Origin of the sequence: Flagellatimonas centrodinii, assembly GCF_016918765.2 — a bacterium.
Taxonomy (GTDB): domain Bacteria; phylum Pseudomonadota; class Gammaproteobacteria; order Nevskiales; family Nevskiaceae; genus Polycyclovorans; species Polycyclovorans centrodinii.
Genome location: NZ_CP092104.1, coordinates 276948 through 302030, shown reverse-complemented (window position 1 = coordinate 302030; position 25083 = coordinate 276948). Strand labels below are relative to the sequence as shown.

The 25083-nt window shown below is 61.9% G+C and carries 36 protein-coding genes; 27 read left to right on the top strand and 9 right to left on the bottom strand.

The annotated features are described in order from the left end of the window. Positions 1 to 54: 54 nt before the first annotated feature. From JN531_RS01500 to JN531_RS01460, 9 genes are all read right to left on the bottom strand, one after another. Complete coding sequence (locus tag JN531_RS01500; protein ID WP_228347090.1) at positions 55 to 276, bottom strand: hypothetical protein; 222 nt, start codon at positions 274 to 276, stop codon at positions 55 to 57. Next, positions 273 to 884: a hypothetical protein gene (locus tag JN531_RS01495; protein ID WP_228347089.1), complete on the bottom strand. Its 612-nt coding sequence runs from the start codon at positions 882 to 884 to the stop codon at positions 273 to 275. Before JN531_RS01495 ends, JN531_RS01500 begins: the two co-directional genes overlap by 4 nt. Beyond that, positions 884 to 1786, bottom strand: coding sequence for an ATP-binding protein (locus JN531_RS01490; RefSeq protein WP_228347088.1), 903 nt, complete (start codon positions 1784 to 1786; stop codon positions 884 to 886). The genes JN531_RS01495 and JN531_RS01490 overlap by 1 nt, the downstream gene beginning before the upstream one ends. A gap of 1 nt (position 1787) precedes the next feature. Continuing rightward, a complete protein-coding gene (locus tag JN531_RS01485; RefSeq protein ID WP_228347087.1) occupies positions 1788 to 2006 on the bottom strand; it encodes a hypothetical protein in 219 nt (72 codons plus the stop codon). Next, positions 1996 to 2163: a hypothetical protein gene (locus tag JN531_RS01480; RefSeq protein ID WP_228347086.1), complete on the bottom strand. Its 168-nt coding sequence runs from the start codon at positions 2161 to 2163 to the stop codon at positions 1996 to 1998. Before JN531_RS01480 ends, JN531_RS01485 begins: the two co-directional genes overlap by 11 nt. Continuing rightward, the gene (locus JN531_RS01475; protein ID WP_228347085.1) at positions 2160 to 2498 is read right to left on the bottom strand and encodes a hypothetical protein; all 339 of its coding nucleotides are present in this window, start codon (positions 2496 to 2498) and stop codon (positions 2160 to 2162) included. The genes JN531_RS01480 and JN531_RS01475 overlap by 4 nt, the downstream gene beginning before the upstream one ends. Positions 2499 to 2503: 5 nt before the next feature. Continuing rightward, positions 2504 to 2671, bottom strand: coding sequence for a hypothetical protein (locus JN531_RS01470; protein ID WP_228347084.1), 168 nt, complete (start codon positions 2669 to 2671; stop codon positions 2504 to 2506). A 125-nt stretch (positions 2672 to 2796) separates the two neighbouring features. After that, on the bottom strand, positions 2797 to 3546 hold the full coding sequence (locus JN531_RS01465) for a hypothetical protein (RefSeq protein ID WP_228347083.1): 750 nt from the start codon (positions 3544 to 3546) through the stop codon (positions 2797 to 2799). Continuing rightward, positions 3543 to 3944 (bottom strand): apurinic/apyrimidinic endonuclease family protein, encoded by a 402-nt coding sequence (locus JN531_RS01460; RefSeq protein ID WP_228347082.1) that lies wholly within the window; start codon positions 3942 to 3944, stop codon positions 3543 to 3545. The genes JN531_RS01465 and JN531_RS01460 overlap by 4 nt, the downstream gene beginning before the upstream one ends. An 84-nt stretch (positions 3945 to 4028) precedes the next feature. Between JN531_RS01460 and JN531_RS17390 the strand changes: the two genes are divergently transcribed. The 27 genes from JN531_RS17390 (at position 4029) to JN531_RS01330 (ending at position 25037) form a co-directional block, all read left to right on the top strand. Then, positions 4029 to 4241, top strand: a complete 213-nt coding sequence (locus JN531_RS17390; RefSeq protein ID WP_366522389.1) for a transcriptional regulator — start codon at positions 4029 to 4031, stop codon at positions 4239 to 4241. Positions 4242 to 4427: 186 nt separating this feature from the next. Next, on the top strand, positions 4428 to 4799 hold the full coding sequence (locus JN531_RS01455; RefSeq protein ID WP_228347081.1) for a hypothetical protein: 372 nt from the start codon (positions 4428 to 4430) through the stop codon (positions 4797 to 4799). After that, positions 4796 to 5038: a hypothetical protein gene (locus tag JN531_RS01450; protein ID WP_228347080.1), complete on the top strand. Its 243-nt coding sequence runs from the start codon at positions 4796 to 4798 to the stop codon at positions 5036 to 5038. Before JN531_RS01455 ends, JN531_RS01450 begins: the two co-directional genes overlap by 4 nt. After that, complete coding sequence (locus JN531_RS01445) at positions 5038 to 5850, top strand: phage replication initiator YdaU family protein (RefSeq protein ID WP_228347079.1); 813 nt, start codon at positions 5038 to 5040, stop codon at positions 5848 to 5850. Before JN531_RS01450 ends, JN531_RS01445 begins: the two co-directional genes overlap by 1 nt. Further along, positions 5847 to 7139, top strand: coding sequence for a replicative DNA helicase (locus JN531_RS01440; RefSeq protein WP_228347078.1), 1293 nt, complete (start codon positions 5847 to 5849; stop codon positions 7137 to 7139). The genes JN531_RS01445 and JN531_RS01440 overlap by 4 nt, the downstream gene beginning before the upstream one ends. A 2-nt stretch (positions 7140 to 7141) precedes the next feature. Further along, positions 7142 to 7627, top strand: a complete 486-nt coding sequence (locus JN531_RS01435; RefSeq protein ID WP_228347077.1) for a hypothetical protein — start codon at positions 7142 to 7144, stop codon at positions 7625 to 7627. Then, positions 7624 to 8100: a recombination protein NinB gene (locus JN531_RS01430; RefSeq protein WP_228347076.1), complete on the top strand. Its 477-nt coding sequence runs from the start codon at positions 7624 to 7626 to the stop codon at positions 8098 to 8100. Before JN531_RS01435 ends, JN531_RS01430 begins: the two co-directional genes overlap by 4 nt. After that, a complete protein-coding gene (locus JN531_RS01425) occupies positions 8100 to 8450 on the top strand; it encodes a Ref family recombination enhancement nuclease (RefSeq protein ID WP_228347075.1) in 351 nt (116 codons plus the stop codon). Before JN531_RS01430 ends, JN531_RS01425 begins: the two co-directional genes overlap by 1 nt. After that, positions 8437 to 8655, top strand: coding sequence for a hypothetical protein (locus JN531_RS01420; protein ID WP_228347074.1), 219 nt, complete (start codon positions 8437 to 8439; stop codon positions 8653 to 8655). Before JN531_RS01425 ends, JN531_RS01420 begins: the two co-directional genes overlap by 14 nt. Then, positions 8652 to 9074, top strand: coding sequence for a RusA family crossover junction endodeoxyribonuclease (locus tag JN531_RS01415; RefSeq protein WP_228347073.1), 423 nt, complete (start codon positions 8652 to 8654; stop codon positions 9072 to 9074). The genes JN531_RS01420 and JN531_RS01415 overlap by 4 nt, the downstream gene beginning before the upstream one ends. Next, positions 9074 to 9313, top strand: a complete 240-nt coding sequence (locus tag JN531_RS01410; RefSeq protein ID WP_228347072.1) for a hypothetical protein — start codon at positions 9074 to 9076, stop codon at positions 9311 to 9313. The genes JN531_RS01415 and JN531_RS01410 overlap by 1 nt, the downstream gene beginning before the upstream one ends. Further along, entirely contained in the window at positions 9313 to 9534 is a 222-nt protein-coding gene (locus JN531_RS01405) for a hypothetical protein (RefSeq protein WP_228347071.1), read from the top strand. The genes JN531_RS01410 and JN531_RS01405 overlap by 1 nt, the downstream gene beginning before the upstream one ends. Next, the gene (locus JN531_RS01400) at positions 9524 to 9994 is read left to right on the top strand and encodes a sigma-70 RNA polymerase sigma factor region 4 domain-containing protein (RefSeq protein WP_228347070.1); all 471 of its coding nucleotides are present in this window, start codon (positions 9524 to 9526) and stop codon (positions 9992 to 9994) included. The genes JN531_RS01405 and JN531_RS01400 overlap by 11 nt, the downstream gene beginning before the upstream one ends. A 374-nt stretch (positions 9995 to 10368) precedes the next feature. After that, complete coding sequence (locus JN531_RS01395; RefSeq protein ID WP_228347069.1) at positions 10369 to 10656, top strand: hypothetical protein; 288 nt, start codon at positions 10369 to 10371, stop codon at positions 10654 to 10656. 28 nt (positions 10657 to 10684) lie between these two features. Beyond that, complete coding sequence (locus JN531_RS01390; RefSeq protein ID WP_228347068.1) at positions 10685 to 12007, top strand: hypothetical protein; 1323 nt, start codon at positions 10685 to 10687, stop codon at positions 12005 to 12007. After that, positions 12000 to 12293 (top strand): hypothetical protein, encoded by a 294-nt coding sequence (locus JN531_RS01385; RefSeq protein ID WP_228347067.1) that lies wholly within the window; start codon positions 12000 to 12002, stop codon positions 12291 to 12293. Before JN531_RS01390 ends, JN531_RS01385 begins: the two co-directional genes overlap by 8 nt. Before the next feature lie 53 nt (positions 12294 to 12346). After that, positions 12347 to 14074 carry an SGNH/GDSL hydrolase family protein gene (locus JN531_RS01380; protein WP_228347066.1) on the top strand — a complete coding sequence of 576 codons (1728 nt, stop codon included), beginning with the start codon at positions 12347 to 12349 and terminating at the stop codon, positions 14072 to 14074. An 80-nt stretch (positions 14075 to 14154) separates the two neighbouring features. Beyond that, a complete protein-coding gene (locus JN531_RS01375; RefSeq protein ID WP_228347065.1) occupies positions 14155 to 16119 on the top strand; it encodes a hypothetical protein in 1965 nt (654 codons plus the stop codon). A 210-nt stretch (positions 16120 to 16329) separates the two neighbouring features. Beyond that, a complete protein-coding gene (locus JN531_RS01370; protein WP_228347064.1) occupies positions 16330 to 17310 on the top strand; it encodes a hypothetical protein in 981 nt (326 codons plus the stop codon). Positions 17311 to 17331: 21 nt separating this feature from the next. Next, complete coding sequence (locus JN531_RS01365) at positions 17332 to 18321, top strand: phage major capsid protein (RefSeq protein WP_228347063.1); 990 nt, start codon at positions 17332 to 17334, stop codon at positions 18319 to 18321. 11 nt (positions 18322 to 18332) lie between these two features. After that, positions 18333 to 18815 (top strand): hypothetical protein, encoded by a 483-nt coding sequence (locus JN531_RS01360; protein ID WP_228347062.1) that lies wholly within the window; start codon positions 18333 to 18335, stop codon positions 18813 to 18815. Between the two features lie 44 nt (positions 18816 to 18859). After that, on the top strand, positions 18860 to 19453 hold the full coding sequence (locus tag JN531_RS01355; RefSeq protein WP_228347061.1) for a hypothetical protein: 594 nt from the start codon (positions 18860 to 18862) through the stop codon (positions 19451 to 19453). Then, entirely contained in the window at positions 19440 to 20147 is a 708-nt protein-coding gene (locus tag JN531_RS01350) for a phage adaptor protein (RefSeq protein WP_228347060.1), read from the top strand. Before JN531_RS01355 ends, JN531_RS01350 begins: the two co-directional genes overlap by 14 nt. Beyond that, complete coding sequence (locus JN531_RS01345) at positions 20144 to 20524, top strand: hypothetical protein (protein ID WP_228347059.1); 381 nt, start codon at positions 20144 to 20146, stop codon at positions 20522 to 20524. The genes JN531_RS01350 and JN531_RS01345 overlap by 4 nt, the downstream gene beginning before the upstream one ends. A gap of 101 nt (positions 20525 to 20625) precedes the next feature. Further along, positions 20626 to 22068, top strand: a complete 1443-nt coding sequence (locus JN531_RS01340) for a hypothetical protein (RefSeq protein WP_228347058.1) — start codon at positions 20626 to 20628, stop codon at positions 22066 to 22068. Then, positions 22058 to 22474: a GNAT family N-acetyltransferase gene (locus JN531_RS01335; protein ID WP_228347057.1), complete on the top strand. Its 417-nt coding sequence runs from the start codon at positions 22058 to 22060 to the stop codon at positions 22472 to 22474. Before JN531_RS01340 ends, JN531_RS01335 begins: the two co-directional genes overlap by 11 nt. Continuing rightward, on the top strand, positions 22464 to 25037 hold the full coding sequence (locus JN531_RS01330) for a tail fiber domain-containing protein (protein ID WP_239795329.1): 2574 nt from the start codon (positions 22464 to 22466) through the stop codon (positions 25035 to 25037). The genes JN531_RS01335 and JN531_RS01330 overlap by 11 nt, the downstream gene beginning before the upstream one ends. Positions 25038 to 25083: the final 46 nt, after the last annotated feature.

Below are 25083 nucleotides of genomic sequence, written 5' to 3'. Positions count from 1 at the left end.
CCCAGCGCATGCGGTCCTTCAGCCGGCGCTGTGCGCGGATGTTGCGGCGGCGGCTCATGCGTCACCCCGCATTGGCCCGCCGGCAGATACGCGGTTGCGGCCATCGAGCCAGCCGGCCAGGGTGTCTTTGCTGACGTGGATGCCCTCGGCTTCCAGGGCTTTGCGAACGCTCACCAGCCCCTTGCCATTGGCGTGCAGCTCGCGGGCGCGGACGACGGCGCTGTCGGGGTGGCGGGACATGGGGTTGGTCTCGCCGAAGCGGGCGCGGGATTTCATGCGGCCTCCAATTCTTGGCGTGATCGCTCGGGCAGGTGAACGTCGACGAAGCTGAGAAACCTCGACAGCACCGCTTCACAGTCCTCCCGCATTCCCGGGTATCGCCACTGTTCCAGGCACTGGACCGAATTGATCAGGTAGACCTTGGAGCCAAGCTCTTTGGTCTCGAAGACGTTCCACCGGAAGTGATCGGCATCGAAAATGTCGAGGTAGAACCGCCACTGGTACGACTGAACGAACCGGTCCGGGTCGAACCTCGCGGTGGACTTGTGGTCATCGACGCGCCGTCCCTCGACAGCATCCACTTTGCCCACCATCAAGACCTGGCGGCCGTCGATGGAATAGGCCTTCTCGGCTTTGATTTCGCGGAGCTCAGGGATTGCGATGACCGCATCAAAATTGAAGGTGAAGATGTAGCCGTCTGCCTCCAGTTTTGTGTAGTCGCCATCCACCGCCAGCTCCAGTGCCTTGTGGAGTGCGGTTCCGGCAAGCATTTGCTCGGATGGAGGATCAAGGCGACGGAGACGGCGCACCAATGCCTCGGTGTCACCATCCTCCTGCCGCTCCCAGTACAGGAAGCTATCGATGTCGGATACCGAGACTCGCATCACGCGGCCTCTGGCTGGCGGAGGATGAAGGCCTTTTCCTTTTGGTCGTAGACGAAGCCCTTCGCTTGTGCTGTGGCGTTCAGGATTCCTTTGATCTTCGGCTCGGCAGCAGAAAGCTCCTTGGCCTTCTTGGTGAACGCGTCGGCGCTGTCGAGTTGCTGGAAGCTCTCCCGCAGCTCGTTCACCCTGGCCTGTTCCGCCATGGCTGCCTCGCTGGCCTCGTTCAGCTTGCTCTTGATCCCAGTGATGACTCCTGCGAGGAACGCCGGGTCCTTTTCAGGGTGGGGAATCTGCATCGCCTGGAGCTGGGCCGGGTTCTTTCCGAATGCCGTGTCGGTGGGATTGAAGTTGAGCCACCGCGCCCCTTGAGCAATCAGAAGCCGCCCCATTGCGTCGGCTACCTTGTAGATCTCGCCTTTGCTGCCACCCTGGACATCCAGGCGCTCGATGACTTCGTCGCCGTTGCGCTGCTCGTCCATGTGAGCGATCAACACCACGTCCTTCCGCAACGAGTGCAGCAGCTTCAACCAGCCAATGAACGAGGTTTTGAGCGCCCCGTACCCCTGCAACGACAAGGCGCCACCGCGTCCCTTCATCTTGGAGTCCTTGCGGATCAGGTCGGCGGTCAGGACGTCCAGAGCGCGCCCAGCAGTGTCGACAATCACCGTCTGGTAGGGCGCCAGATCCTCGGCGGTGATGCTTTCGACCTCGCTCCACTGGCTTACCTGAACGGTGTCTTTGCGGTTCTCCGCCCGGTGCGCGCCGTTGTCGAAGTCGATCAGCAGCGGAGCGTTTGCGGTGAACGCCAGGGAGGTCTTCCCGATCCCCGGGGGGCCATACAAGCAGGTGGTGATCTGCTCAACGGTGATGGGGTCGGAAGCCTTTACGATCTTGAGAGGCATGTCATGCTCCTTCAGTGGTGTTCGCTACATGAACCCGCGCCCTCAGAGCGCGGTAGATGCGCCCGAGCAATCCCCGGGCAGTAAGGGGCTCCCAGATGCGCACCTCGACGTCGACGCCGAACTGGCGGCCGAGGAACTTCATCTGGTTCTTGATGGCCCGGGCCGTCTTGGGGTCGTTGGTCAGCACCGTGGCCGACACTTCGATGGGCTCACGCAGCACGGGGCGGCCCTCCCTGCGGACGGCGGCGGATGGCGATCAGGCCCATGCGGGTAGACCGGAGGGCCATGCCCTGGCGGGCCAGCAGGGCCACGACGTCCACCACCCGGGTGTGCGGGGGGTAGTCAGCGGCGCGGATGGGGTGGGAGAGGTGGGTCATGCCGCTTCCCCCATCTCAACGCACAGATCCCGCACCTTCCCATCCCGGCACTTCGTGATGTAGTCGACCGTGGTCTTCATCACCTTGGCGCCGATCTCGCGGTACACGCTCGACGCATCCCGACGGCGCGTCTCAAGGCTGCGTGCCTCGGCCATCATCGCCAGCAGGTCGGTCATGTCGGACTCGGCAATGGCCTCGATCACCATGGCCTCGTCAGCCAGGCCGTCGGCAATCTCGTCAGCCATCAGGTCGTCGTAGAACGCTTCCTCAGCCGCCTCGCGGGCTTCCTCGCCAGCCAGATGAGCGTTGAGGTCCAGGGTCACGCGGCAGGGCATGTCCGTCACAGCACCACCTCCAGCTCGGCGATTGGCAGCAGGACAGGGCGGGAGCCGGCGCAGGCCACGCTGGCGTGCCGGCCCTCAATGCGCAGAACCTCACCGAGCCTGCCGCGCAGGCGGCCGAAGCGGATGCGGACAGTGGTACCGGTGGTTGGGGTGCTGCTGGGCATGGCGTTCTCCCGTTGGTGTAGGGAGAACAATAAACGACACGTTTGCAAAATGCAAACGCAATGTTTGCGACATGAACGAAAAAAAACCGAGGCGACCATCGCCTCGGCCGTTCGTTCCGCTAAAGCTAGGGCTGTGTGGGCGCCTCAGCCAGGAACGCAGCGACTGCAAGCGCATTGTTTGCGAGAAGGATCAGAAGCCCGCTTGCTGATGCCGGATCGGTGCTGACGACAAAGCCCGTCAGAGTTTCGGCGGCCTGCCCAGGGCATGATCCAGTCACTGCTGCGTCGTACAGATTCAGCGTTGAATCAGGGATCGATATCGCCCCGGTGTAGTTGCAGCCATCGGAATCGGACGCCGTAAGGGACCCATCAATGTCCACCGACGCTGACATCGAGAAGCCGCTGATCGGGTCCTGCGAGGAATAGACGCCTGAGATTGAGGCGAGGGACGGGGCATCCCCCGATCGTTCGTCATATGTGAGGGCAAACGTGCCGGGGGGGCCGAAGCTGGTTGAGTAGTTCCCGGAAATCCCTGACATCGGCGTGACGATGCCGGTGATGGTCGATATCCCGGCACGCTCGGCAACAAGTGAAAAGTCCGATCCGCTGGTTATTTCGTAGGCGGTCAGTGCCCCTGACAGACTTGTTGCGGCCGTGTTGATCTGCCCGGCATAGAGCGCGCCCGCATCAAGGCTCAGGAGAAACGCCCTTTGATCTGATCCAACGACGGCCGCCAGCTGGAAAGTTTGTCCGGACTGCGAAAACTGACCTTCGTACAATCCCCTGGCATCGGCGCCGGGCTCGTCGGAAGAATCGCCCCCACCCCCGCAGGCGGAGAGCAAAGCCACGAGAACTACGGCAGGGATCTTCTTCATTTCCTCTCCTCATCAGGTGCGATTTCAGCGGCACGTAACGCAGCTGCGGCGCTGACCAAGATCATGTTCTTTATCGCATCCGCCACGTCGTCCGGCAGCGTTGCGGCGAAGTTCTGCGCGATAGTAACCAGCTCTTCCTGTTTCCTTCCTCTACGGCGCACCCAGTCGGCCGGGGGAGGCTCGCTGCGCCGCGCCTCTGAGCTGTAAGGCGGGTACTGCGTGCCGGCGGCTCGAATCGCGGCGCGAACCGCGTCTGACTTGTCGGCCGAAACGCGACCGCGCTTGCGCCACCCGTTGAACACCTGGGAGGACACACCGAAGCGGCGAGCGGCCTCAACAGCCTTGAGGTTCTCTCGCTGCATCCATGATTCGACGGTCGTAAAGGGGAGTCTTGCCATCTAAACGAAGTGTTTTCCGGGCGGGCAGGCAATGCAACAAACGCAACGTTTGCGAAACGCAAACCAAACGTTTATTGTGCGTTCATGACCCCAATCGAAAGAGCAATTGTTGCGGCTGGTGGCCCGTCTAGTTTGGCCCGTAGTGTCGGCGTGAGCACGCAGGTCGTGTGCAATTGGCGAGCGCGAGGTCAGGTGTCGGATGACAAGGCGCTGGATGTTGAGCGCGCTACCGGAATCAGTAGGCACGAACTTAGGCCGAACATCTTCGGTCCGGCCCCTACTCAAGAGGCGGCTTAATGATCTCCTCCCACGCAGACACCCTATCCCCCGCGTCGAGCAAGCGCGTTTGGGGCCTGCGTGCATTCCGCCCCGGTCTTGATGGCCGGGGCTTTTTTGCGTCCGAAATTCGTCTGATCCCATGCCCTGCATTTTCTGGCCTCGGGTCTGGCAACTGTTGGCAACTACTGGCAACCGGTGGCAACCATGATCCCCAAACAGACTGAGCTCCCCCTGATCGGCAGCCCGTCGCGGCCGCTGCACCTGCATTCCCGGGCTGAGGTGGCCCTGTGCCGCTCGAAGGCGGACGCCGCCTATCTGGCCCTGCGCCATTGCGGCATGGACCAGGAACGTATTGCCGAGCGTATGCCCATGGATGCCGGCCACCTCTCCAGGCTTGTGCGCGGCATGCGGTACTGGAATGACCAGCAGCAGGAGCGCTTCGAGCGCATCACCGGCTCGCTGGCACTGACACAGTGGGACTGCCACGCCAGGGGAGGGGAGTTCTACGCAGACCCGACCGAGCAGCGCCGCGCCCAGCTCAAGGCTGAGCTACAGGCCCTGGAGAAGGCGGCATGAACATGCTGACGCTGAATCGGCCACCCGTGGCACTTCCAGAACCTGCTACCCCTGAGCAGCGGGCTGACTGCGCCCTGGAGGCCGCCAGGGAGCATCTGATGCGCTACAGCCGCCAGTGCGGTGACCAGCAGCGGGCCATCAGGGCGGTTGCGCTGGCGCTGGAGATCAAGGCGCTGCGCCGGCCAGAGGTGACCCAGCGGCTGGACGCTGAGCGGCTGGCGATGGTGAGGGGGCGCTGATGGCACGGATCAGGACCATCAAGCCTGAATTCTGGACCAGCGAACAGGTCATGAACCTTTCGCCGAACGCTCGACTTCTGTTCATCGGCCTCTGGAATTTCTGCGACGACGCGGGGATCCACCCGGCGAGCCTCAAGCGCCTGAAGGCCGAAGTCATGCCAGCGGACGACGTACGTTCGGAGGATGTTCGGCGAATGATCGGCGAATGCATAGACGAGGGGCTTATCCGGGAGTATGAGATCGACGGAGAGGCTTATTGGGCGGTCACTGGATGGCATCACCAGAAGATTGATCAGCCTTCGTACAAGTACCCGATGGAGGACGGCACTGTCCCTGAAGGCCCCGCGAAAAGGCGGCAGGCAAGCAAGAAATCGAAGGGTGAACGACAGGTGTTCGCCGAACGTTCACCCCCGGAAGGGAAGGGAAGGGAAGGGAAAGGAAAAGAAGAACCCCCCAACCCCCCTGAGGGGGGAGGTGAGGCCGTGGACGATTCGGGGCCGTCGCCGGGGGCTGCTGGCCGGAAAACCAAAATCGCCTTCGACCCGACGGCGCTCGACCTGCCGACCTGGCTGCCCCGGGAAACGTGGGCGGCGTGGTGTGAGGCTCGGCGGCAGATGCGCAAGCCGCTGACGGAAGCCAGCGCTTCCCGCCAGATCGCCGACCTAGCGAAGTGGCGGGGGCAGGGCTACGACCCGACCGAGATCATCAACACCAGCATCAACGCCGGCTGGCAGGGCCTGTTCGCGCCGAAGGGGCCGCCGCCGAAGCCGCCGGCATCTGCCCCCGTCCGCCGTGACGAGGTGGTGGTATGAGCGCCGCCGCGAAGGTGCAGTGGGAGCTGGAGCAGACGGTGCTGGGGCTGTGCGCTCAGGACGCCGATGCTCGCAACGTGGCTCTGGATTTGATCGGGGAGGGCGACTTCACCGCGGCGGACGCCGTGACGGCATGGGCGGTGATTCGCGAACACCCACCAGGGCCGGATCTCGCCATTGCCATGGCCCGAACCGACCTGCGGCCGGAGTGGGTCACCGGGCTGATGCGTGACTGGTACGGCAGCCCGGCCAACATCGGCAGCTACTGCGGCAAGCTGGTCGAGGCATCGCGGGTCCGGATGCTGCACGCGGCCTGCCGTGAGGCGCTGGAGGCCGAGGAGGGGCCGGACGAGATCGTGGGCCGGCTGATCTCGGCGGCAACCGGCATCGTGGCGCGCCGCGGCTCGGATGCCCTCCGCTGGTCGGCAGCCTATTCCGAGGCCGGCCAGATGATCGCCGACGCGCAGGCCAAGCACCGCGCCGGCGGCAAGCTGGGCATGACGTTCGGCCTGCCGACGGTCGACCACATCCTCGGCGGCCTGCACGGGCCCCGCTTGATGATCCTTGCGGCACGGCCGAGCTGCGGCAAGACCGCGGTGCTGAACCAGTTCGCACTGCGCAACGCCGCCCGGGGCTCCGGCGGGATGATCTTCAGCCTGGAGATGGGCCGCGACGAACTCGTGGTGCGCGGCATGGCCCTTGCCGGTGACGTGGTGCTTTCCCGGCTGCTTCGCGGCACCGCCAGCCCCGACGAGGTGAGCCAGGCAACCGACGCCATGACGAAGCTCGGCGACATCCCGCTGTGGATCGACACCGACACCTACAACCTGGACGCCATTTCGGCCCGGGCGACCGTTGCGAAGGCGCGCCACGGGATCGGCTGGATTGCCGTTGACCACATGGGCCTGGTCGAGACAGCCCGCATGCCGTCCCGCAACGAACAGATGGGGCTCATCAGTCGGTCGCTGAAACAGCTGGCGAAGCGCCTGGACGTGCCGGTGATCGCCGTCTCGCAGCTCAACCGCTCATGCGACACCGACAACCGCCGCCCGGGCCTCGCTGACCTACGCGACAGCGGGAACATCGAGCAGGACGCCGACATCGTGATGATGCTCCATTGCGACAAGGACGACCGCAGCAAGAACCGTCGTCCGATCTCCATCGGCTTTCCCAAGAACCGTGTCGGCCCTGCCGTATGGCCGGATGCCGACTTCGAGTTTGACGCACTGACCCAGCGCTTCCGCGAGCTGGAAAGAGTCCTTGAAGACGCGGATACCTACCAGGAGTGACCATGAGTGGATCGATCGAGAAAGTGAACGCGATGTTCGAAGTTTCGAGCATCAACATCCGGCGCGAGAAAGCGGGGGAGGACGAGGGCCCCATCGCCATCGACGTGACCCTGAAAGCCGAGCTGGGCAACAAGGCCGTGAAGGGGCTGTTCCACAGCGACCACGGCTACAAGGACGTGCTGGGCCAGCTCTGGACCGACCGCGGCGAGCTGGCGTGTGTCGACGTTGACCAGATTCGCCTCACCCGGGAAATGACCGGCGCCAGCGTGTCGATGAAGACCGAACTGGGCCACGGCGTCGAGTTCGAGCACGCCAACGTCAACAAGGTTCAGATCACGCCGCGCCCCGCCGGCCTGGTCGACGTGAAGCTGCGGGTGCAGGCGAACCCCACCGCCGAACAGATCGCCAAGCTGACCGAGTTCCACGGCCACGAGATCCGGCTGGTGGTGATGCAGCGGCAGGGCGAGCTGTTGCAGGACGCCGCATGAGCGAGGCGATCACCATCACTGGCAGGGATGAGCTGCGGTCACGTCTACCCGACGTGATCGCGGCCATCCAGGCGGATGCTGATGCCGGCGTGAGCGTACTGGTCAAGCCGCTGGATGAGCACACGGAGATGCAGCGCCGCCGGCTGAACGCGATGTGCGGTGACCTGGCCAAGCAAGTCCGCATGACCGAGGCCGGCGAGTACGTCCACGTCAGCGATTGCCCCCTGGGCCAGCGGCTGAGCAAGGATGACTGGCGGGGCATGTTCATGGCGGTGCTGCACGGCATGCGGTCGGTGCCGAACCCGGAGGGGCCGGGGTTCATCGTGCTGAGCCGCAGCAGCCAGCGCCTGAGCCGCAAGAAGTTCGCGGCCGCCATCGAACTGATCAGCGCATTCGGCAGCCAGCGGTCGGTGGCCTGGACGGATCCGCAGTTCAAGGCGTGGATCGAGGAAGCCGAGAGGATGGCCGCCTGATGCCATTGCAGCGCGCCATTCCCCGGCCCACGCAGGCCCAGCAGCGGCGGCAGGACAACATCCGGGAACTGGGCTGCCTGCTGTGCATGAGTGAGGGCATCGGCTGGGTGGCGGCCGAGATCCACCATCTCACCGACTGCGGCCGAACCATCAGCCAAGACCACACCATCGGCCTCTGCCAATTCCACCACCGCGGCGTCAGCCACTACAGCCGCGAACAGGCCACACGGATCTACGGCCCCAGCCTTGCACACGGCGCAAAGCCGTTCAGGGCCCGGTTCGGCACCAATGACGAGCTGCTGCAGCAGCAGAACACCGCCCTGAGGATGGCCGGCTATGCAGATCACTGAACGCGAGCGGGAACTGCTGGAGCGCGCCCTGGACACCATGTTCGACCAGTGCGAGCCCGACGACATGCCGCTGTCCGACCTTTACTGCCAGGCCATCAGCATCGTGCGCGAGCGGCCGGCAGACGTGCGCCGCCTGCGCCGCGACTTCAACCAGCGCCGGCCGACGCCGCAGGCCGATATGCCATTGCAAAGGAGAACATCATGACGATCAGCATCGTGGTTTACGGCAGCCCAGCCCCCCAAGGGAGCAAGAGGCACGTCGGCAACGGGGTGATGGTCGAATCCAGCAAAAAGGTTCGGCCATGGCGTCAGGACGTGAAAGCGGCAGCGCTGGAAGTCCGCGCCGGGGCAACCCCAATCGACGCCCCAGTGCGAGTTCGGATGGTTTTCACCATGCCGAAGCCAGCCAGCGCCCCCAAGACGCGGCGCACGTTCCCAATGCGAATGCCTGATCTGTCAAAGCTGGCTCGGTCCACGGAAGACGCGCTCACTGAGGCTGGCATCTGGCGGGACGATGCGCGGGTTATTGAGTACGACCGACTGGCCAAGGTATTTCCCGGCGAGGACCCGGAAGCGCTAGATGCGCCAGGCGTGCGGATCACCGTTGTTGAGGTGTCTGCCTGATGCGCACCCACGCCCAAGAGATCGCCAGCGCATTGACCGGACCCGAAGCCCGGCAGGTCGTCGAATCGTTCCTTCGCGCGGTGGAGCGGCTGGACAAGCACGGGCATCCGGCCCGGTTTGTTGCCGACATGAAGAGTGCCGTTTGGGAGGCCACCAAGCTGGCGCTCGTGACCGGAGTGCCGCTACGCGAGCCCGGAGCGCCGCTTGTCAACGATGGTCAATACCAGGATGCCGCTTGATGCGCCAGGGCCTGATCACGTTCGAGAGCGACGAGGACCGAGCGGCGCACATGGCCGAGTGTCAGACCGCTGTCGATGCCGCTCTGGCCGACGAACTGGCAGCGCTGGCCAGCAATGCCGACCGCGCCGACCGGCTCCGCGCAATGCAGATCACCCGGGGCCGCGAGGCCACTGACCGAATCCGCACACTCACATGGGAGCGCATGCGAAATGCCGCGTAAGACTCGAAAATCCGAAGACCGGCTCATCGACTGCGCGCTGCATGCGTGGATCGAATGGATCCTGGCCGAGTTCCACGAGCGCCGCTCACCGGTTCGTTCCAGCGCCGACAACGCCGAGGAATCGGAACGGGTGTGGGAGGTGTTCGCCAGCCGCATCCGGTCGAACATCGATCACTCTGACCCTGTGCTGGCCCGGCTGTGCGAGGAGGAGTCGCAGGCCCACTTCTGGCCCGCAGGCGTGAACACCATCATCATGCAGATGCCCGAGCGCTGGAGGATGCTGCTGCTGTGCCGCGCTGCTGGCATGAACCAATCCGAGACTGCCGCCGAGATGGGGCTGTCACAGCAGCACGTCAGCGCAGAGCTATCCCGCGTCAGGGCCGCCTTCGTCCCACGCCTGATGATGCTTGCAGGCACCGCCTCAAGGCTGAAGCGACTGGTGGAAAGGGTGCACGTGTGAGGGTGGGGCTTGCGCACCCGTAAAAATTCCCGATAATTCAGAGCATGGAACGAGTGTCACTGAAGCCCTGCTAACCGGCGGGGCTTCGTCGTTCCTGGCCCTGCGTTGGTTTGGCGCAGGGCATTCGAGACTGCACAAAGGTGCGCCCAGTGCAGCCGCCGGGAGTCATGACCCGGCGTTGATCAACACCCCGGCCTCTCGCTTGCGATGCCGGGGTTTTCGTTTCCCGTGTCCTGCACCCTGAGTGCGACGGGCGCCCCGCTTGCGGGGCATTTATTACTGTTCGGAGCGTGGCAGCACAGATATTCGAACCCTGCCGAGCTTCAAGGAGCGCGCCATGTGCAACCATGCCTCAAAAGTAGACAGTTGTAGACATGGCTAAGGGATACAAGACCGGCGGCCGCAAGAAGGGAACGCCGAACAACAAAACCCGCGACATGCAGCGGAAGGCCGAAGAGCTTGGCATCACGCCGCTTGAAGTCATGCTGGAAGCGATGAAGGAGGCCTACGAAAGCAAGGGGGCATGTGCTGCGTTCGTTTACGCGAAGGACGCAGCGCCGTATATCCACGCGAAGCTTTCGAGTGTCGAAGCGAGCGGCCCCGGGGGCGACCCGTTGCTGATCCAGGTAGTGCGCTTTGCCGACGATCCGGCTCCCGAATAAGTGGGCTCCGCGCCCTTATCAGCGGCGCATGTGGGATTACTTCGAGAGGGGCGGCAAGCGAGCGATTGGGATCTGGCACCGACGGGCCGGCAAGGACGACGTATGTCTTCACCTTGCGGCTGTGAAGGCTTTCGAGCGCCCGGCGACCTACTGGCACATGCTGCCGGAGTATTCCCAGGGCAGGAAAGCGATCTGGGCGGCCATCAATCCGCATACCGGGAAGCGCCGGATTGATGAGGCGTTTCCTCCGGCCGTTCGTGACAACACGAATGAACAGGAGATGTTCATCCGTTTCAAGAACGGATCGACATGGCAGGTTGTTGGGTCTGACCGATTCAACAGCACGGTTGGTTCGCCGCCCGCCGGTCTAGTGTTGTCGGAGTGGGCGCTGAGCAATCCAGCTGCCTGGGCGTATCTGTCGCCAATCTTGAACGAAAATGGCGGATGGGCCGCGTTCATCACGACGCCGCGAGGCAAGAACCACGCGCACAGCACGCTACAGATGGCCCGACAGTCGCCGGACTGGTTCTCGGAAGTGCTGGATGTCAGGAAGACCGGGGCGATCAGTCTGGAGGCTGTAGAGGAACAGCGGCGCGAGTATCACGGCATCTACGGCGCTGAGGCTGGGGATGCGCTGATTGAGCAGGAGTATTTCTGTTCGTTCGAGTCGGCAATCCTTGGCGCGTATTACGGCCGCGAGTTGGCCCGTTTGCATGCTGATGGGCGAGTTGGGAAGGTCGATGCTGACGATGCGTTCCCAATTCACGCGGCGTGGGACCTTGGGTACTCAGACGACACCTCGATCTGGTTCTATCAGGTCGTTTCCGGTGAGATTCGGGTCATCGATTTTCACTCCAGCAACGGGCACACGGTTGACTGGTATGCCGATCTGGTGAAGTCCAAGACTGGCGGCAACGTCGGCACGCTGTGGCTGCCTCACGACGCGAAGGCGAAGACCTTGGCAGGCAATGGCAGGAGCATTGAGCAGCAGCTGGCTGCACACTTCGGGCGGCAGAAGATCCGCATCGTCCCACGTCTGAGCTTGCAGGACGGCATTCAGGCCGTTCGGCTCACGCTCCCGCAGTGTTGGTTCAACGAAGAAACCACGATGCAAGGACTTAGCGCCCTTGCGCAGTATCAGCGCGAGTGGGATGACGAACGAAAGTGCTTTCGGGATCGACCTCGGCATGACTGGACCTCGCATCCAGCCGACGCCTTCCGAATGCTTGCTATTGCATGGCGAGCAGAGCCGCCGCCGAAACCCAGGAACCCGCCGCCGCGCTGGGAAACCGATCTGACGATCAATGAACTTATCGCGGCGAACCGCCGAAAGAGGCTGAGAGATGACTGACCATGTTTTGGAGGCGCCAGGCGTGAAGGGAACCAAAAGCATCAGCGCAAGTACCTCGTCGGCTCGGACTGCGCGAGCGGTGGGCAGCTCAGGTCCCGTCGAGATATTCAACGCGACGAGCGCTATTGCTTTCCTGAAGGCCGGCGATGTCACGGTGACTGCTGCGGTCACTGACTACCCGATCCCAGCCGGCGAAAGTCGCGTTGTGGACATTGGGGCGCATACGAACCTCGCGGCCATTCTGGCCAGCGGCACAGGCACGGTGTACTTCACTGAGTTTGAGTGATGTCGCGGAATGTAATCTTTCTGGCGACACGGAGGCGCAAGCAGGGCGGGGCTGTGTTCAACCCCCTGTCCCTATTCGCCAACGGCGAGCAGGGCATCATTGCCGATTTCAGCGGAGTAGTTACACCTCCGTCTGACAAAATCACGTCGCAGCCTGATCTAAGTGGAAATGGTAACTCGTTCTCGCAAGGCACCGTTGTTCGGCAACCTTATGAAGGCGGAGTTCCGACGTTGCTTGCGGACGACGACTTGGTGCCGAACCCTCGGTTCTCGGCGGACGCCGATTGGGTGAAAGGTACAGGCTGGACGATTTCCGGCGGGGTGGCGGCAAAAACAGCCGGGGTTGCATCGAACTTGTCCGCGAGTATCGACGTTGACGCCGGGTCGACGTACATGGTCTTTGTCAACATGACACGCACCGCAGGTACCGTATCGGTTCGTTTTTCAGGAGGGACAAACGTTACGGGGGCGTCAAGCAAGAACGCTTCCGCGAGTTTCACAGAAATATTGATAGCAGTCAGCGGAAACAACACGATAGAAATCGTGGCCGACGCCGCTTACGCCGGAACAATAAGCGCCGTTTCCGTGAGGCTGGTTACCGCAATGGCGTTTCGTGGAGCACGATTCGATGGATTCGACAACTTATTGAACACATCAAACGTTGATCTTTCGTCGTCACGAAAGATGACAATAGCCATGTCGATATGGAAAGACGCGCAAGTGACATTCACATCGTTATCGGAGGTTGGCCAGTACACGGCATTGTCAACTGCGGGCTCTGTGCGCTTGCGTTTTGAGGCGCTAGATGCCCGCGACGCGACCGGTGCTCAGACCACCACCCCACCGGCCGTTGAGGTGCCAACTGGAGAGGCTGGCTCACGAACACACACCATCATCGCAGAAGTTGACTACACTCAGCCCTCAGTGGATGACCAGTTTTCTATTCGGATGCGCGGGGTAACGCTTGCCAGCAGCACGTCGGGGAGTGTCAATGAGGCGCCTGGGTTGACCAACCAGCCGGTTTCAGTCGCTGCCACAAATAACGCCCTGCTCGACACAAGAATAATAATGCACAAATTTGTTCTGATTGATCGCTTGCTTACCCCCGTTGAAAAAGACGCAATCGGGCGATGGGTTAACGCGCATGGGTGTGTGGCCGCTGCCCTTGGAGATTCTACAACCGCTTTCAACAGCATTCCAGGAGGCCTCCCCTCGTCAACCTGGACTGTGCCAGCATTCATCGCGGGAATGGAATCCGGCGGCGCGAACATCGCAAGAGCCGGGGACAGGATATCTGACCAGCTCGCAGACTGGTCCGCATTAACCGGGAAACAAGCGCTTCAGGCCGTCTTTGTGCAGATCGGACTTAATGACATCAATACCTACGTCGGGAATGAGACTAAAACGGCGGTAGAGATCATTGGTGACTTGCAAGACCTTATCGACACGGTGAACGCTGACAAGCCTGTTGGGTGTAAGACGTATGTTTGCCAGCTAACACCATGTAGAGCTTGGCTAGAGGCTGGTGCCTCCGGGGATGTTTACCAAGCATGGCTGGATGTGAACGAAGCAATCGCCGGGGTGGGCGCGAACCCGATAACGGGGGTTGATGCGCGCATCGGGAGCTATGTCGCTGCGTTGAATGATGGTTCAGGCAATCTGAACCCGATCTACGATCACAACAACGATGGCGTTCATCCATCGAACGAGGGGCGCTGGATCATTGCCTCTGCGTGGAGAGCGCAATTGGTTGTCGACGGACTGGTCGCGGAGGGTTCTTGACGTGATAAGAATTATTGCCGACGAGCCGTTTGCCGCGTTGGCGCGGCTCGGGCTGACGCTGGTTCAGCCGGAGGAATAACGTGGACGAGAAAGAAGCGCGCAGCCCTGTCGAACAGTGGCGCGCAGAGATTCGCTTGTCTGAGAAACAGGAAAGACACTGGCGTGACGTCGCGAAGGCGGCCATTGATCGGTATCGGGGGGAGTCCCGTTCGGGAGGCCTTGAGAATGATCGCCGTGACGCCCGTGGCTACAACATCCTCTATGGGAACACGGAGACGCTGCGTTCTGCAGTTTACGCGCAGCCGCCGAAGCCTGATGTTCGGCGCCGATACCGTGACGCTGATCCCGTCGGCAGGGCAGTCGCTGAGTGTCTGGAGCGGGCGCTATCGGTTTCGATGGAGCTTGATGACTTCGATTCGACGTTCGCTGCTGCCGTGTTTGATTACGTTCTGCCGGGGCGGGGCCTGGCCAGGGTTCGGTACGTGCCGACCCTTGAGTCGGGATCCATCGAGGTGGAGGGCGAGGACGGCGAGCTTGTGACGGAGCAGTCGGAGCGCCTGACTGACGAGAAGGTTGCATTTGAGCTGGTGCCGTGGGATCGGGTGCATCTGGGCCCGGCTCGGCGGTGGGAGGACGTGCCGTGGATTGCCTACGAGCACCACATGACCCGCAAAGAGCTGCTTGAGAAGTTCGGCGAGAAGGGCAAGGGCCTCAATCTTGACATTCGCACAACCGAAGACGGTGAGCGAAAGGAAGAGGATAACGATCCGCTCAGCATTCATGACAGGGCGAAGGTCTATGAGATCTGGGATCGCTCTGATAGGACGATCACATTCATTCCGGCCACCGGGGAGGATGAGATTCTTTACAAGTCCAAGGTGCCATTGGATTTGGAGGGGTTCTACGACTGCCCCCGCCCGTTGTATACCGTGGATATGACCGAATCGCTGGTCCCGCAGGCGGAGTTCGAGATCTACCGATCGCAGGCCGAGGAGCTTGACCGGCTGACCAACCGGCTGACCAAGCTCATCAGCGGGATGCGCAATAACGGCATCTATGACTCAACCATCGGCGAGATGTCGCAACTCATGCAGGCAGGGGATAACGAGTTTATCCCTGCTGCGGACGTGGGCCATCTGATTGAGAAAGGTGGCTTGGATAAGGCCATCTGGAAGCTGCCGATTGCCGAGATCGGTGGGATCGTAGCGTCGCTCTACCAGCAACGAGAGCAAGTCAAGCAGAACATCTACGAAATCACGGGCCTGTCCGACATTCTGCGTGGCGTGTCGGCGGCGTCGGAGACGGCCACGGCGCAGAACATTAAGGCCCAGTACGGCGGCCTGCGGATTCAGCGGCGCCAGCGTGACGTACAGCGCTTCGCCCGGGACCTGCTGAGGCTTGCCGCCGAGATCATGGCGGAGCAGTTCCAGCCTGAGACGCTGGCGCGCATGACGGGGCTTGATATCACCCCTGAAATGATGGCGATGTTGCGCGACCAGGGCGTGCGCGAGTACCGCATTGACGTGGAGACCGACTCCACCATTGCGCCAAACGAGCAGGCGGACAAGGAGGCTGTGACGCAGCTGCTTGGCGGCATTTCGCAAATGGTGCAGGGCCTTACTCCAGCGGTGCAGGGCGGCCTGATGGATCAGCAGCAGGCTAAGACGCTGATTCTCGCATCTGTGCGTCGGTTCAAATTGGGTCGCGATGTGGAAGCGGTCTTTGATGAGCAGGAAGGCCAACAGCAATCCCAAATCCCGCCGCAGGTGCAGCAGCAGGTTCAGCAGATGCAGCAGCAGATGCAGGATCTGCAGCAGAAGAACCAGCAGCTAGAGCAGCAGGCCCAAGGCAACGCGCAGAAGGCGCAGATCGAGGCTCAGACGGAGCTGCAAAAGGAACAGATGCGCCAACAGGGTGAAACACAGCGGGCTCAAATGCGAGAGGCGGCTGAAACCCAGCGAAAGCAGATGGAACTGCAGGCCGACATAAGCATGAAACAGATGGAGGCCGCGAATGCCCCGCTGGATACAGCCCAGAGGCAGTAAAGACCTAATCCCCGCCGAAGACTACCAAGCGCCCACTAGGGCGCTTTTTTATGTCCGAGGGGATATCCAGCCGTACCAGTCGCCGGTCACTGGCGAGGTGATTGACGGACGCCGCGCACGCCGCAACGACCTCAAGCGTCACGGCTGTATCGAGCTTGGTCCTCGCGACTTCAAGCATCTCAAGGATTCCCCCACAAGGAGCGCTCAGAAATGAACCCGCCCGAAAATGAAGAGCAGAGCATGTCCGACCTTGACGAGTTGATGAGCAAGGCGTTTGACAAGGCATCTGCAGAGCCAGACGAGCCGGAAGAGCCTGCCCCGTATGAAGATACGGAATCCGAGGCGGAAGAGCCTGCTGAGCCGGAGACGGGGGAAGAGGGCGGCGTGGCGCCTGAGGACGAGCCGGCCATTGCGGCCCCGGCGACCTGGTCAACGGAAAGCAAGGAAGCGTTTACGCAGCTTCCCCGCGAACTACAGAAGGTTGTGGCGGAGCAGGAAAAGAGCCGCGATCGGCACTTCCACCAGCGCAACAACGAACTTTCAAGCGTCAAGCAGATTGCAGAGCAGTTCGAACAGGCTATTGGCCCCTACAAGGACATGATTGCTGCAGAGGGCGGCACGCCGATTACGGCCGTGCAGAACCTCCTGCAGACGGCAGCGTCCTTGCGCCGGGACCCCCAAGGGACGATTCGACAGCTTGCAACCCAGTTTGGCGTATCCCTCGGCGGGAACGGGCAACAGGACCAACTCTACCTGCAGGCAATGCAGCGAGTGAGTGCCCTGGAGAACCAGATCCGCCAGCAGGAGCTGACAAAGCGGCAACAGCAGGATTCGGAGATTTCCGAAGGCATTTTGTCTTTCCAGAACGAAGTCGATGCAAGCGGGCAACCGCTTCATCCCCACTTTGAGTCTGTGCGGGAAGAGATGGCCGCCCTGCTTGCCGCTGAACGTGCAAAGACACTGCAAGACGCCTACGAGATGGCGGTCTGGGCGCGTCCTGACATCCGCACAATTTTGCTGCAACAGCAGCAGGCCGCCGCGAGCCGGCAGCAGTCCGAAAAGGCTGCGAAGGCAAAGGCGGCGTCTGGGGTGCGCGTCAAGGGCGCAGATGGACTGCCGGCTAAGGGCGAATCGAAGTCTATGGACGACCTAATGAGTGAAGCCTACGACAAAGCCGTGGGCGCGATCTAACCCCTTTTTGGAGACTCAACAATGGCACTCCCCAGTGCGGTATTCACGGAGATCGTTACCACGACTCGCCGTGAGCGGATCAAGACCTGGTCCGACAACATGGCCAACAACAACGCCCTTCTGTCGCGTTTGAAGAAGCGCGGGAAGATGAAGACCATCGACGGCGGTTACGAGATTGTGTACCCGCTCGAATACGCCGAAAACGCCACCTATCAGCGGTACTCCGGCTACGACACCCTGAACATTCAGGCATCGGATGTGCTGACGGCCGCGAAGTACGACTGGCGCCAGGCTGCGGTGAACGTCACTGCATCCGGCCTCGAACTGCGCCAGAACAACGGCAAGAACGCCATGCTGGATCTCGTCAAGTCGCGGCTGAATGTGGCTATGAAGACGATGTCCAACAACATGAGCCAGGACATCTACTCGGACGGCTCTGCTGCCAACCAGGTGGGTGGCCTGCAGCTGCTGGTGGCGGACAACGGCGGCGGCGTGGTTGGCGGGATCAACAGCGCCACACAGACGTGGTGGAAGAACGTTGTGCAGGACGCCAACGCCCCGCTTCAGGGTGGCGGCGCGATCACCCCGAGCAAGTCCACGATCAAGAGCCTGATGAATGCGCTCTACATCGAGTTGGTGCGCGGCAACGACAAGCCAGATCTGATCGTTTCCAGCAACGACTACTTCATCTTCTACGAGGAGTCGCTGCAGGACAACCAGCGCTACGGCGACGAGCAAATGGCCTCCAGTGGCTTTGTGTCGCTGAAGTACAAGACGGCCGACGTGGTGTTCGATGGAGGGTCGAAGGGCGGGGGGATCCCTGACGCCCACATGTACTTCCTGAACACCGACTACCTGAAGTTCGTCTCGCATCGCGATGCCAACTTCACGGAAGTTGCCGAAAAGACCTCGGTCAATCAGGACGCGGTGGTCATTCCCATCATCTGGCAGGGGAACCTGTGCTGCTCGAATCGCAGCCTGCAGGGCGTTCTGCTGGACAACGGCACGTAAGGAGAGAACCCATGAGCTTCATTTCAGGCTTCGAGCCGACTGTCACCACTGCCGCGTCCGAGTTCAAGCTGGGCACGGTGGCGCAGGACTTCAACGGCGATTGGTACCAGTACGTGCAGGCTGACGCCACTGGGTGGGCCGCGGGTGACGCGGTGATCCTCAACCCCAGCACCTACGTCGGTGATCAGGCGACCACGACCACGTCGGCCGCGGCTGCTGGCCAGGGGTTCCCGGTTGGGGTGGCCACGGTGGCCTTTCCTGCCAGCGAATACGGGTGGGTCAAACGCTTCGGCGCAGTGACCAACCTGAACGTCGCCACGGGCGCGGCGGTGGCAACGATCCTCAACACCACCGGAACTGCCGGCCGCCTCGATGATGATGCGACCGCCGGGGCTGAACTGGTCGAAGGGATTGTGACCACTGCTGCTGAGGCGTCGAATGCCGCCGCTGCATTCCTGCAGTGGCCCCGCATTGGCGCAACGATCCAGGCGTAACCGATTTGGGGGAGGGGAAACCCTCCCCCTTTCCAGGAGGCACCATGAGCGCAGTTGTCGTGTTTGAACGGCGGGCTGAAGAAGACCGCAATGCCACAATCGAGAAGGGCCACATCGCTTACAAGGACGTGGACTACGCCGTTGTGAGCGCAGCGGGCAGCGTGCTCAACGTTGTGGAGTACCGCATCAGCCCGAAGCGGCTAGATCAGTGGCGGAAGGAAGGAAAGCAGGCGTGGATTGACGCCTACGCACTGTGGAAGGAGCGGGGGGAAGCAACCATCGTAGGCACCCCGCTTTCGGAGTGGCCAGGTATCACGCCGGCCCAGATTGAGGTCTGCCGCGCCAACAACCTGCTCAGCGTTGAATCAGTGGCAGACGCTGATGAGAATGCCCTGCGGCGGCTCGGCATGGGTGGGCGCAATCTCAAGCACAAGGCAATTGCGTGGCTGCAAGCTGCGTCGAGCATCGGGATCGGTGCTGAACGGATCGTCGCCCTTGAGGCTGAGAACGCCGAGTTGAAAGAGCGTAACAAGGACATGGAAGAGCTGGTCATGTCCCTGAACGAGCGGATGAAGGCGCTTGAGGCGCCCAAGAAGCGCGGCCGGCCTGCAAAGGTAGAGAGCCGTGACCCTGCTTGAGATTGTTCAGCAGGCAGCGGCCGAGATTGGTATTGCTGTCCCTCAGATCGTTGTTGGGTCCACGGACACGCAGGTCCGGAGTCTGCTGGCCGTCGCCAAACGAGAGTCGGCCGATCTCAGCAACCGTTTCCGCTGGCAGCGGTTGACGCTTGAAGGAACATTCACGACGGTTGCGGCAGAACTGCAGGGCGACGTCACGACGCTGTTCCCTGGCTACAAGGCCTTGGTGAACGGGAGCATGTGGGATCGCACATTGGACCGGCCAATCCCCGGGGCGCTGTCGTCGCAGGACTGGCAGTTGCTGAAGGCCGCGAACACGTCTGGCCCGTACCAGTCGTTCCGAATTCGCGGCAATGAACTGCTGTTCATCCCTGCGCCGCCGGCTGGCCAGACGGTGGCCGCCGAGTATTACAGCCGATTCCCGGTGCTGGCGACTGATGGAACGACCGCCAAGGCCACGTGGACGGTGGATACCGACACGTCGCTACTGCCTGACGCCCTCATCACCATGGGTGTTGTGTGGCGTTTCAAGCGCGCCAGAGGCATGGACTACGCCGAAGAGTTCAGCAGCTACGAGCGCAGCGTCATGGACTACATCGGCCGAGATGGCGGGAAGAGCACGTTGTACAGCGCTGATCCCTTGAATGGCCGTCTGCCGTCCGCTTACGTCCCAGAAGGGAGTTGGAACCTGTGAACGCATACGCCCCGAAAGATCTGGCCCGGATGCTCAAACCGGCACAACTAAATACCTTCCAGGCCGCGCAGGCGCAGCCTGGTGCTCCAATTCAGCCGGCGATGCCGCAGCAGCAGCCTCAGGGCATGCAGCCAATGAGCGGCCGCAGCGAGTATGGCAACTGGATGGGGCAGCCCATTGATCAGTTCGGCGGGGGGGCGAATGACGTAGCGCGCTTGGCCTATCAGCAGATGATGGGCGGTGACGCCAACGTTCGGAATGGGCGGAACCTGCCTACCAGTCAGCTTGCGCCGATGCAGCAGGCAGCTGCGCAGGAGTCTCAGCAAGCAGCGCTCGCCGGCAGGCATCCCCTGCTGAATCGGATGCAGCGCGGGTGAGACGCGCCGCCCGTGGAGCGAGGTCTGGGGCGGCGGTAGCGCGCACGCAGTCCACCCCTGCGCCGGTGGGCGGATGGAATAGCCGCGACAGCCTTGCCCAGATGGACAAGCTGGATGCGGTGGTTCTGGACAACTGGTTTCCGACCCCGAACCAGATCGAAGTCAGGGGCGGCTGGGTGGAGCACGCGACCGGGCTGCCCGCTGCTGTTGAGTCGCTGCTACCCTACAACTCACCCACCGCCTCCGAGCTGTTCGCTGTCTCGGACGGTGGGATCTACGACGTAACGACGGCGGGCGCAGTCGGTTCAGCCGAGGTATCGAGCCTCAGCAATAGCCGCTTCCAGCACGTCAATTTCGGGACGGCTGGAGGCAACTTCCTGATCGCCGTGAACGGCGAGGACGTTCCTCAGTATTACAACGGTTCCAGCTGGTCAACGCTGGCCATCACGGACTCGAACCCGACCGACATCGGGGACACGTTGATTCATGTCAACGCCTACAAGTCTCGTCTGTTCTTCACTCAGGCCGATTCACTGTCGTTCTGGTACCTGGCGCCACTCGCGATTCAAGGCGTTGCATCAGAGTTCGAGTTGGACAGCATTGCCCGGCGCGGCGGCTACCTCGTCGCAATGGCAACCTGGTCGCTTGATGGGGGCCAAGGCCCTGACGACTACGCGGTGTTCCTGACCAGCAACGGCGAGGTCATCGTCTACACCGGCACAGACCCGGGCAGCGCATCGACCTGGTCGTTGGTTGGGGTGTATCGATCGGCGCGACCGATCGGCCGGCGGTGCTTCATGGAGTACGGCGGCGATCTGCTGATACTGACGGAGGAAGGCGTTTACCCGCTTTCTAAGGCGCTGATCACGGGGCGCACCAGCCCTCGAATCGCCATATCCGACAAGATCGCTCCGTCGTTCGAGTCGGCTGCTCGGGAGACCGGCAGCCAGTTCGGATGGGACTGCATCCTCTACCCGCGAGGCGGGTACGGCTTGTTCAACGTGCCCAACATGGGCACGGCGTTTGCAGATCAATACGTGTTCAACACCACAACCTCGGCGTGGTGTCGATTCAAGAACCAGCCGGCGCGGTGCTGGGCGCTGTCAGATGAAAATCTGTACTTCGGTGCCAACGGTGTGGTGTGTCTCGCCGACGCGGACACCACAGACGATGGGGAGCAGATCATCGCTGATGTTCTCCCGGCATTTCAGTACATGGCCGGCGCCGGTCAGAAGCGGTGGACGATGTCCCGGCCGGTGTTCTTCAGTTCAGGTCCGTTTTCGCCTAGCTACCGGCTCAATGTGGATTGGGAGCTGACGTCCCCCAACAGCACGCCATCCAGTGCCCCAGCTCAACTGGCGCAGTGGAATGTCGCGCCATGGAATACCTCGTTCTGGTCCGCTTCGAACACTGTGTTCAAGGACTGGATCACCGTTTCGGAGATTGGCTACTCGGCGAGCCTTCGCATCAGGGTCGCGAAGAACGGACAGGCCATCAGTCTGGTGTCGATCGACTATCTCTACGAGGCGGGCGGTGTCCTATAGCGTTGTTTGCGGCGCAGACGACGCGGTTGCAGCGCTACTTACAGAGCGAATCGGCATTGCTGAATGGGGCGCCTTCACCACCATTGGTGTGATGAAGGATGGCCGCCTTGTGGGCGGGTTTCTCTACAACAACTTCCGAGGCTACGACCTCGATATCTCAACGGCTGGCGAAACAGGGTTCCTCACGAGACGGACCCTGCGGGCGTGCTTTGCCTATCCGTTCGAACAACTGAATTGCAGGCGCGTGACTGCGCTCGTTTCCAAGCGGAACCGGGCATCCAGACGTGTGGTGAGCGGAGTTGGATTCCGCTTGGAGGGTGTGGCGCGTCAGGCCCATTTCACTGGGGCCGACCTCTGCATCTACGGGATGCTCAAAAACGAATGCAGGTGGATCAATGGGAAGTAAAGGCGGCGGCAGCGCACCACAAGCACCAGACCCATACGTTGTAGCCGGGGCCCAGAGCGCTGCAAATGCAGACGCGGCCCGGCTCAACGCCAATATCAACCGCGTCAACCAGGTGAACCCGTATGGGTCAACCAACTACACCGCTGACGGTGATGTGTGGACTCAGACCCAAACGCTGAATCCGAACCTGCAAGCGGCACTGGACACGACGCAGCAGATGGGCCTCGGCGCGCTCGGCAATGCCCAGTCGGCGATGTCCCAGCCGCTCAACTTCCAGAATCTGCCGGCGATGGCCACCAGTGTTCAGGGTGGTGATATCTACGGTCAGATTGAGCCGGCGGGACAGATTCAAGGCGGCGTTCAGGGTTCTCAGCAGCGAGTCACCGGCGTTGATGCGGGCGGGGCCCAGACGCAGTTCAATCAGGGCAGCCCTGTTCAGTCGACGTTCGACGCTGGGCCTTCCCTGCAATCGCAGTTGCCGCAGCAGCAGCAGCTGCAGAGCACCTTTGAATCATCGCAGGTCGGCGCGCCGTTGGTGACCGCCGGGAGTCAGGGAATCAACGCGGGCTCGATCCAGAACAACGTGCAGGGCGGGGGTCCTATCGGCTCGCAGATTGCTGATGCTGGGAATGTGCAAACCTCGTTCCAAAGTCCCGGCCAAGCCTCCGGACAGATCGCTAACGCGGGGCAGATCGGCAACCAGATTGCCGATGCTGGGAATATCCAGACCGGCGTCAACGCCAACCAAGGCATCCAGAACCAGCTAGGCGACACCGGGCAGATTCAGGCGCAGCTGCAGTTCAACCAGCTCCCGGAGCTGACACAGGATTTCAGCGCAGATCGTGGCCGCGTCGAACAGGCGCTGCAGGAGCGCTACAACACCCAGCTGAATCAGCGCTTCGGCGACGAGGAACGCTCGCTGATGACACGCCTTGCTAACCAAGGCATTGCTCAGGGTTCGGAAGCTTGGCAGCGTGAGATGGACCAGTTCAACCGGTCCAAGGAAAATGCGTACCGGGAAGCCACGACAGAATCGATACTACAGGGCGGCGGCGAGCAGTCCCGCCTGTTCGGCCTGACCTCTGCAGCACGCGGGCAGTTGTTCGGCGAGGGAACGACTCAGGGGCAGTTTGCCAATCAGGCACAGCAGCAGGCCTACAACCAGGCGCTGGCCTCTGGGCAGTTCGGCAACAGTGCGGAAGCGCAGCGTTTGCAGCAGGAATTGGCTGCTGGGCAGTTTGCCAACCAAGCACAGAACCAACAGTTCGGTCAGAACGCAGCCCAACTACAGGCCCAGAATGCTGCGCAGAACCAGCAATTCGGGCAGAACGTCACTGGCACACAGCTCAACAACCAAGCGCTGGCTCAGAACTTCGGGCAGAACCAAGCGCAGGCACAGTTTTCGAATCAGGCCCAGGCCCAGCAGTTTGGCCAGAATCAGGCCCAGCTTCAGGCCCAGAACGCGGCTGCGCAGCAGACCCTGGACCAGAATCTGGCCCTCGGCGGGTTCGCCAACTCTGCGCAGAATCAAGGGTTCCAGCAGGGCCTTTCTGGGCAGGGGCTGGATCTCCAATCGCAGATCGCGCAGAACCAACTCGGGCTGCAGGCGCAGGGTCAACAGTTCAACCAGAACCAAGCCCGCGCTCAATTCCAGAATCAGGCTGCTGGGCAGCAGTTCGGACAAGACCTCGCGGCCGGCCAGTTTCAGAACCAAAGCGCAGGGCAGCAGTTCAACCAGAACCAATCCGCTGCGCAGTTCGGCAATAACGCAGCTGGCCAGCAGTACAACCAAAACCTTGGGGCTGCCCAGTTTGCGAATCAGGGGCAGAACCAGGCTTTCGGTCAGGGCCAGCAGAACGCGGCCTTGTTCAATCAGGTTCAGAACGATCTGTTCCAGCAGGCGATGGCGTCCGGGCAATTTGCGAATGCAGCGCAGGCTCAGGAATTCGCCCAGAACCAAGCCGCCGCACAGTTCGCCAACACCGCGCAGGGACAACAGTTCCAGCAGGGCGTTACCAACGCGAACCTGACCAACGCCGCACGGCAGGCTGCATTGCAGGAGCAGATGCTGCAGCGGCAGTTGCCGTTGCAGGAGGCGCAGGCCTTGTTCGGCTTCGGCGTGGGTGGGCAGGCCCCGCAAGGCTTGGCCCCCGGCGCTGCACAGGTGAACCCGGCAGACATTCAGGGCGCCTTCAACCAGCAGTATGCCGGTCAGTTGAACGCCTACAACCAGTCGCAGGCCAATCAGCAGAACACCATGAGCAGCCTGTTTGGGCTGGGGGGTGCGCTGGGCGCTGCCGCCATCATGTCGTCACCCGACAAGAAGCAGGAAGGCCGCCCCGCACCCAAGGTTCTGGACCGGCTCGCCGACCTCAAGATCGAGACGTGGCGCTACAAGCCGGAAACCGGTCTTGGCGGTCAACGCCACATCGGCCCCTATGCCGACCAGTGGGCGGAACTGTTCGGTGGCGACGGCGGAACCATCAGCCTGGTGAGCATGTTCGGCGTGATCCTCAAGGGCATGCAGGAACTGAACGAGAAAGTGGAGGCCCTGAATGCCTAACATGCCCCCCCAGATCCTGGCCGAGTACCTGCGCGACCCTCGCCAG

Coding starts and splice junctions, on each gene's coding strand:
- JN531_RS01500 (WP_228347090.1), bottom strand. CDS start 276: ATGAAATCCCGCGCCCGCTTCGGCGAGACCAACCCCATGTCCCGCCAC.
- JN531_RS01495 (WP_228347089.1), bottom strand. CDS start 884: ATGCGAGTCTCGGTATCCGACATCGATAGCTTCCTGTACTGGGAGCGG.
- JN531_RS01490 (WP_228347088.1), bottom strand. CDS start 1,786: ATGCCTCTCAAGATCGTAAAGGCTTCCGACCCCATCACCGTTGAGCAG.
- JN531_RS01480 (WP_228347086.1), bottom strand. CDS start 2,163: ATGACCCACCTCTCCCACCCCATCCGCGCCGCTGACTACCCCCCGCAC.
- JN531_RS01475 (WP_228347085.1), bottom strand. CDS start 2,498: ATGCCCTGCCGCGTGACCCTGGACCTCAACGCTCATCTGGCTGGCGAG.
- JN531_RS01470 (WP_228347084.1), bottom strand. CDS start 2,671: ATGCCCAGCAGCACCCCAACCACCGGTACCACTGTCCGCATCCGCTTC.
- JN531_RS01465 (WP_228347083.1), bottom strand. CDS start 3,546: ATGAAGAAGATCCCTGCCGTAGTTCTCGTGGCTTTGCTCTCCGCCTGC.
- JN531_RS01460 (WP_228347082.1), bottom strand. CDS start 3,944: ATGGCAAGACTCCCCTTTACGACCGTCGAATCATGGATGCAGCGAGAG.
- JN531_RS17390 (WP_366522389.1), top strand. CDS start 4,029: ATGACCCCAATCGAAAGAGCAATTGTTGCGGCTGGTGGCCCGTCTAGT.
- JN531_RS01455 (WP_228347081.1), top strand. CDS start 4,428: ATGATCCCCAAACAGACTGAGCTCCCCCTGATCGGCAGCCCGTCGCGG.
- JN531_RS01450 (WP_228347080.1), top strand. CDS start 4,796: ATGAACATGCTGACGCTGAATCGGCCACCCGTGGCACTTCCAGAACCT.
- JN531_RS01445 (WP_228347079.1), top strand. CDS start 5,038: ATGGCACGGATCAGGACCATCAAGCCTGAATTCTGGACCAGCGAACAG.
- JN531_RS01440 (WP_228347078.1), top strand. CDS start 5,847: ATGAGCGCCGCCGCGAAGGTGCAGTGGGAGCTGGAGCAGACGGTGCTG.
- JN531_RS01435 (WP_228347077.1), top strand. CDS start 7,142: ATGAGTGGATCGATCGAGAAAGTGAACGCGATGTTCGAAGTTTCGAGC.
- JN531_RS01430 (WP_228347076.1), top strand. CDS start 7,624: ATGAGCGAGGCGATCACCATCACTGGCAGGGATGAGCTGCGGTCACGT.
- JN531_RS01425 (WP_228347075.1), top strand. CDS start 8,100: ATGCCATTGCAGCGCGCCATTCCCCGGCCCACGCAGGCCCAGCAGCGG.
- JN531_RS01420 (WP_228347074.1), top strand. CDS start 8,437: ATGCAGATCACTGAACGCGAGCGGGAACTGCTGGAGCGCGCCCTGGAC.
- JN531_RS01415 (WP_228347073.1), top strand. CDS start 8,652: ATGACGATCAGCATCGTGGTTTACGGCAGCCCAGCCCCCCAAGGGAGC.
- JN531_RS01410 (WP_228347072.1), top strand. CDS start 9,074: ATGCGCACCCACGCCCAAGAGATCGCCAGCGCATTGACCGGACCCGAA.
- JN531_RS01405 (WP_228347071.1), top strand. CDS start 9,313: ATGCGCCAGGGCCTGATCACGTTCGAGAGCGACGAGGACCGAGCGGCG.
- JN531_RS01400 (WP_228347070.1), top strand. CDS start 9,524: ATGCCGCGTAAGACTCGAAAATCCGAAGACCGGCTCATCGACTGCGCG.
- JN531_RS01395 (WP_228347069.1), top strand. CDS start 10,369: ATGGCTAAGGGATACAAGACCGGCGGCCGCAAGAAGGGAACGCCGAAC.
- JN531_RS01390 (WP_228347068.1), top strand. CDS start 10,685: ATGTGGGATTACTTCGAGAGGGGCGGCAAGCGAGCGATTGGGATCTGG.
- JN531_RS01385 (WP_228347067.1), top strand. CDS start 12,000: ATGACTGACCATGTTTTGGAGGCGCCAGGCGTGAAGGGAACCAAAAGC.
- JN531_RS01370 (WP_228347064.1), top strand. CDS start 16,330: ATGAACCCGCCCGAAAATGAAGAGCAGAGCATGTCCGACCTTGACGAG.
- JN531_RS01365 (WP_228347063.1), top strand. CDS start 17,332: ATGGCACTCCCCAGTGCGGTATTCACGGAGATCGTTACCACGACTCGC.
- JN531_RS01360 (WP_228347062.1), top strand. CDS start 18,333: ATGAGCTTCATTTCAGGCTTCGAGCCGACTGTCACCACTGCCGCGTCC.
- JN531_RS01355 (WP_228347061.1), top strand. CDS start 18,860: ATGAGCGCAGTTGTCGTGTTTGAACGGCGGGCTGAAGAAGACCGCAAT.
- JN531_RS01340 (WP_228347058.1), top strand. CDS start 20,626: ATGGACAAGCTGGATGCGGTGGTTCTGGACAACTGGTTTCCGACCCCG.
- JN531_RS01330 (WP_239795329.1), top strand. CDS start 22,464: ATGGGAAGTAAAGGCGGCGGCAGCGCACCACAAGCACCAGACCCATAC.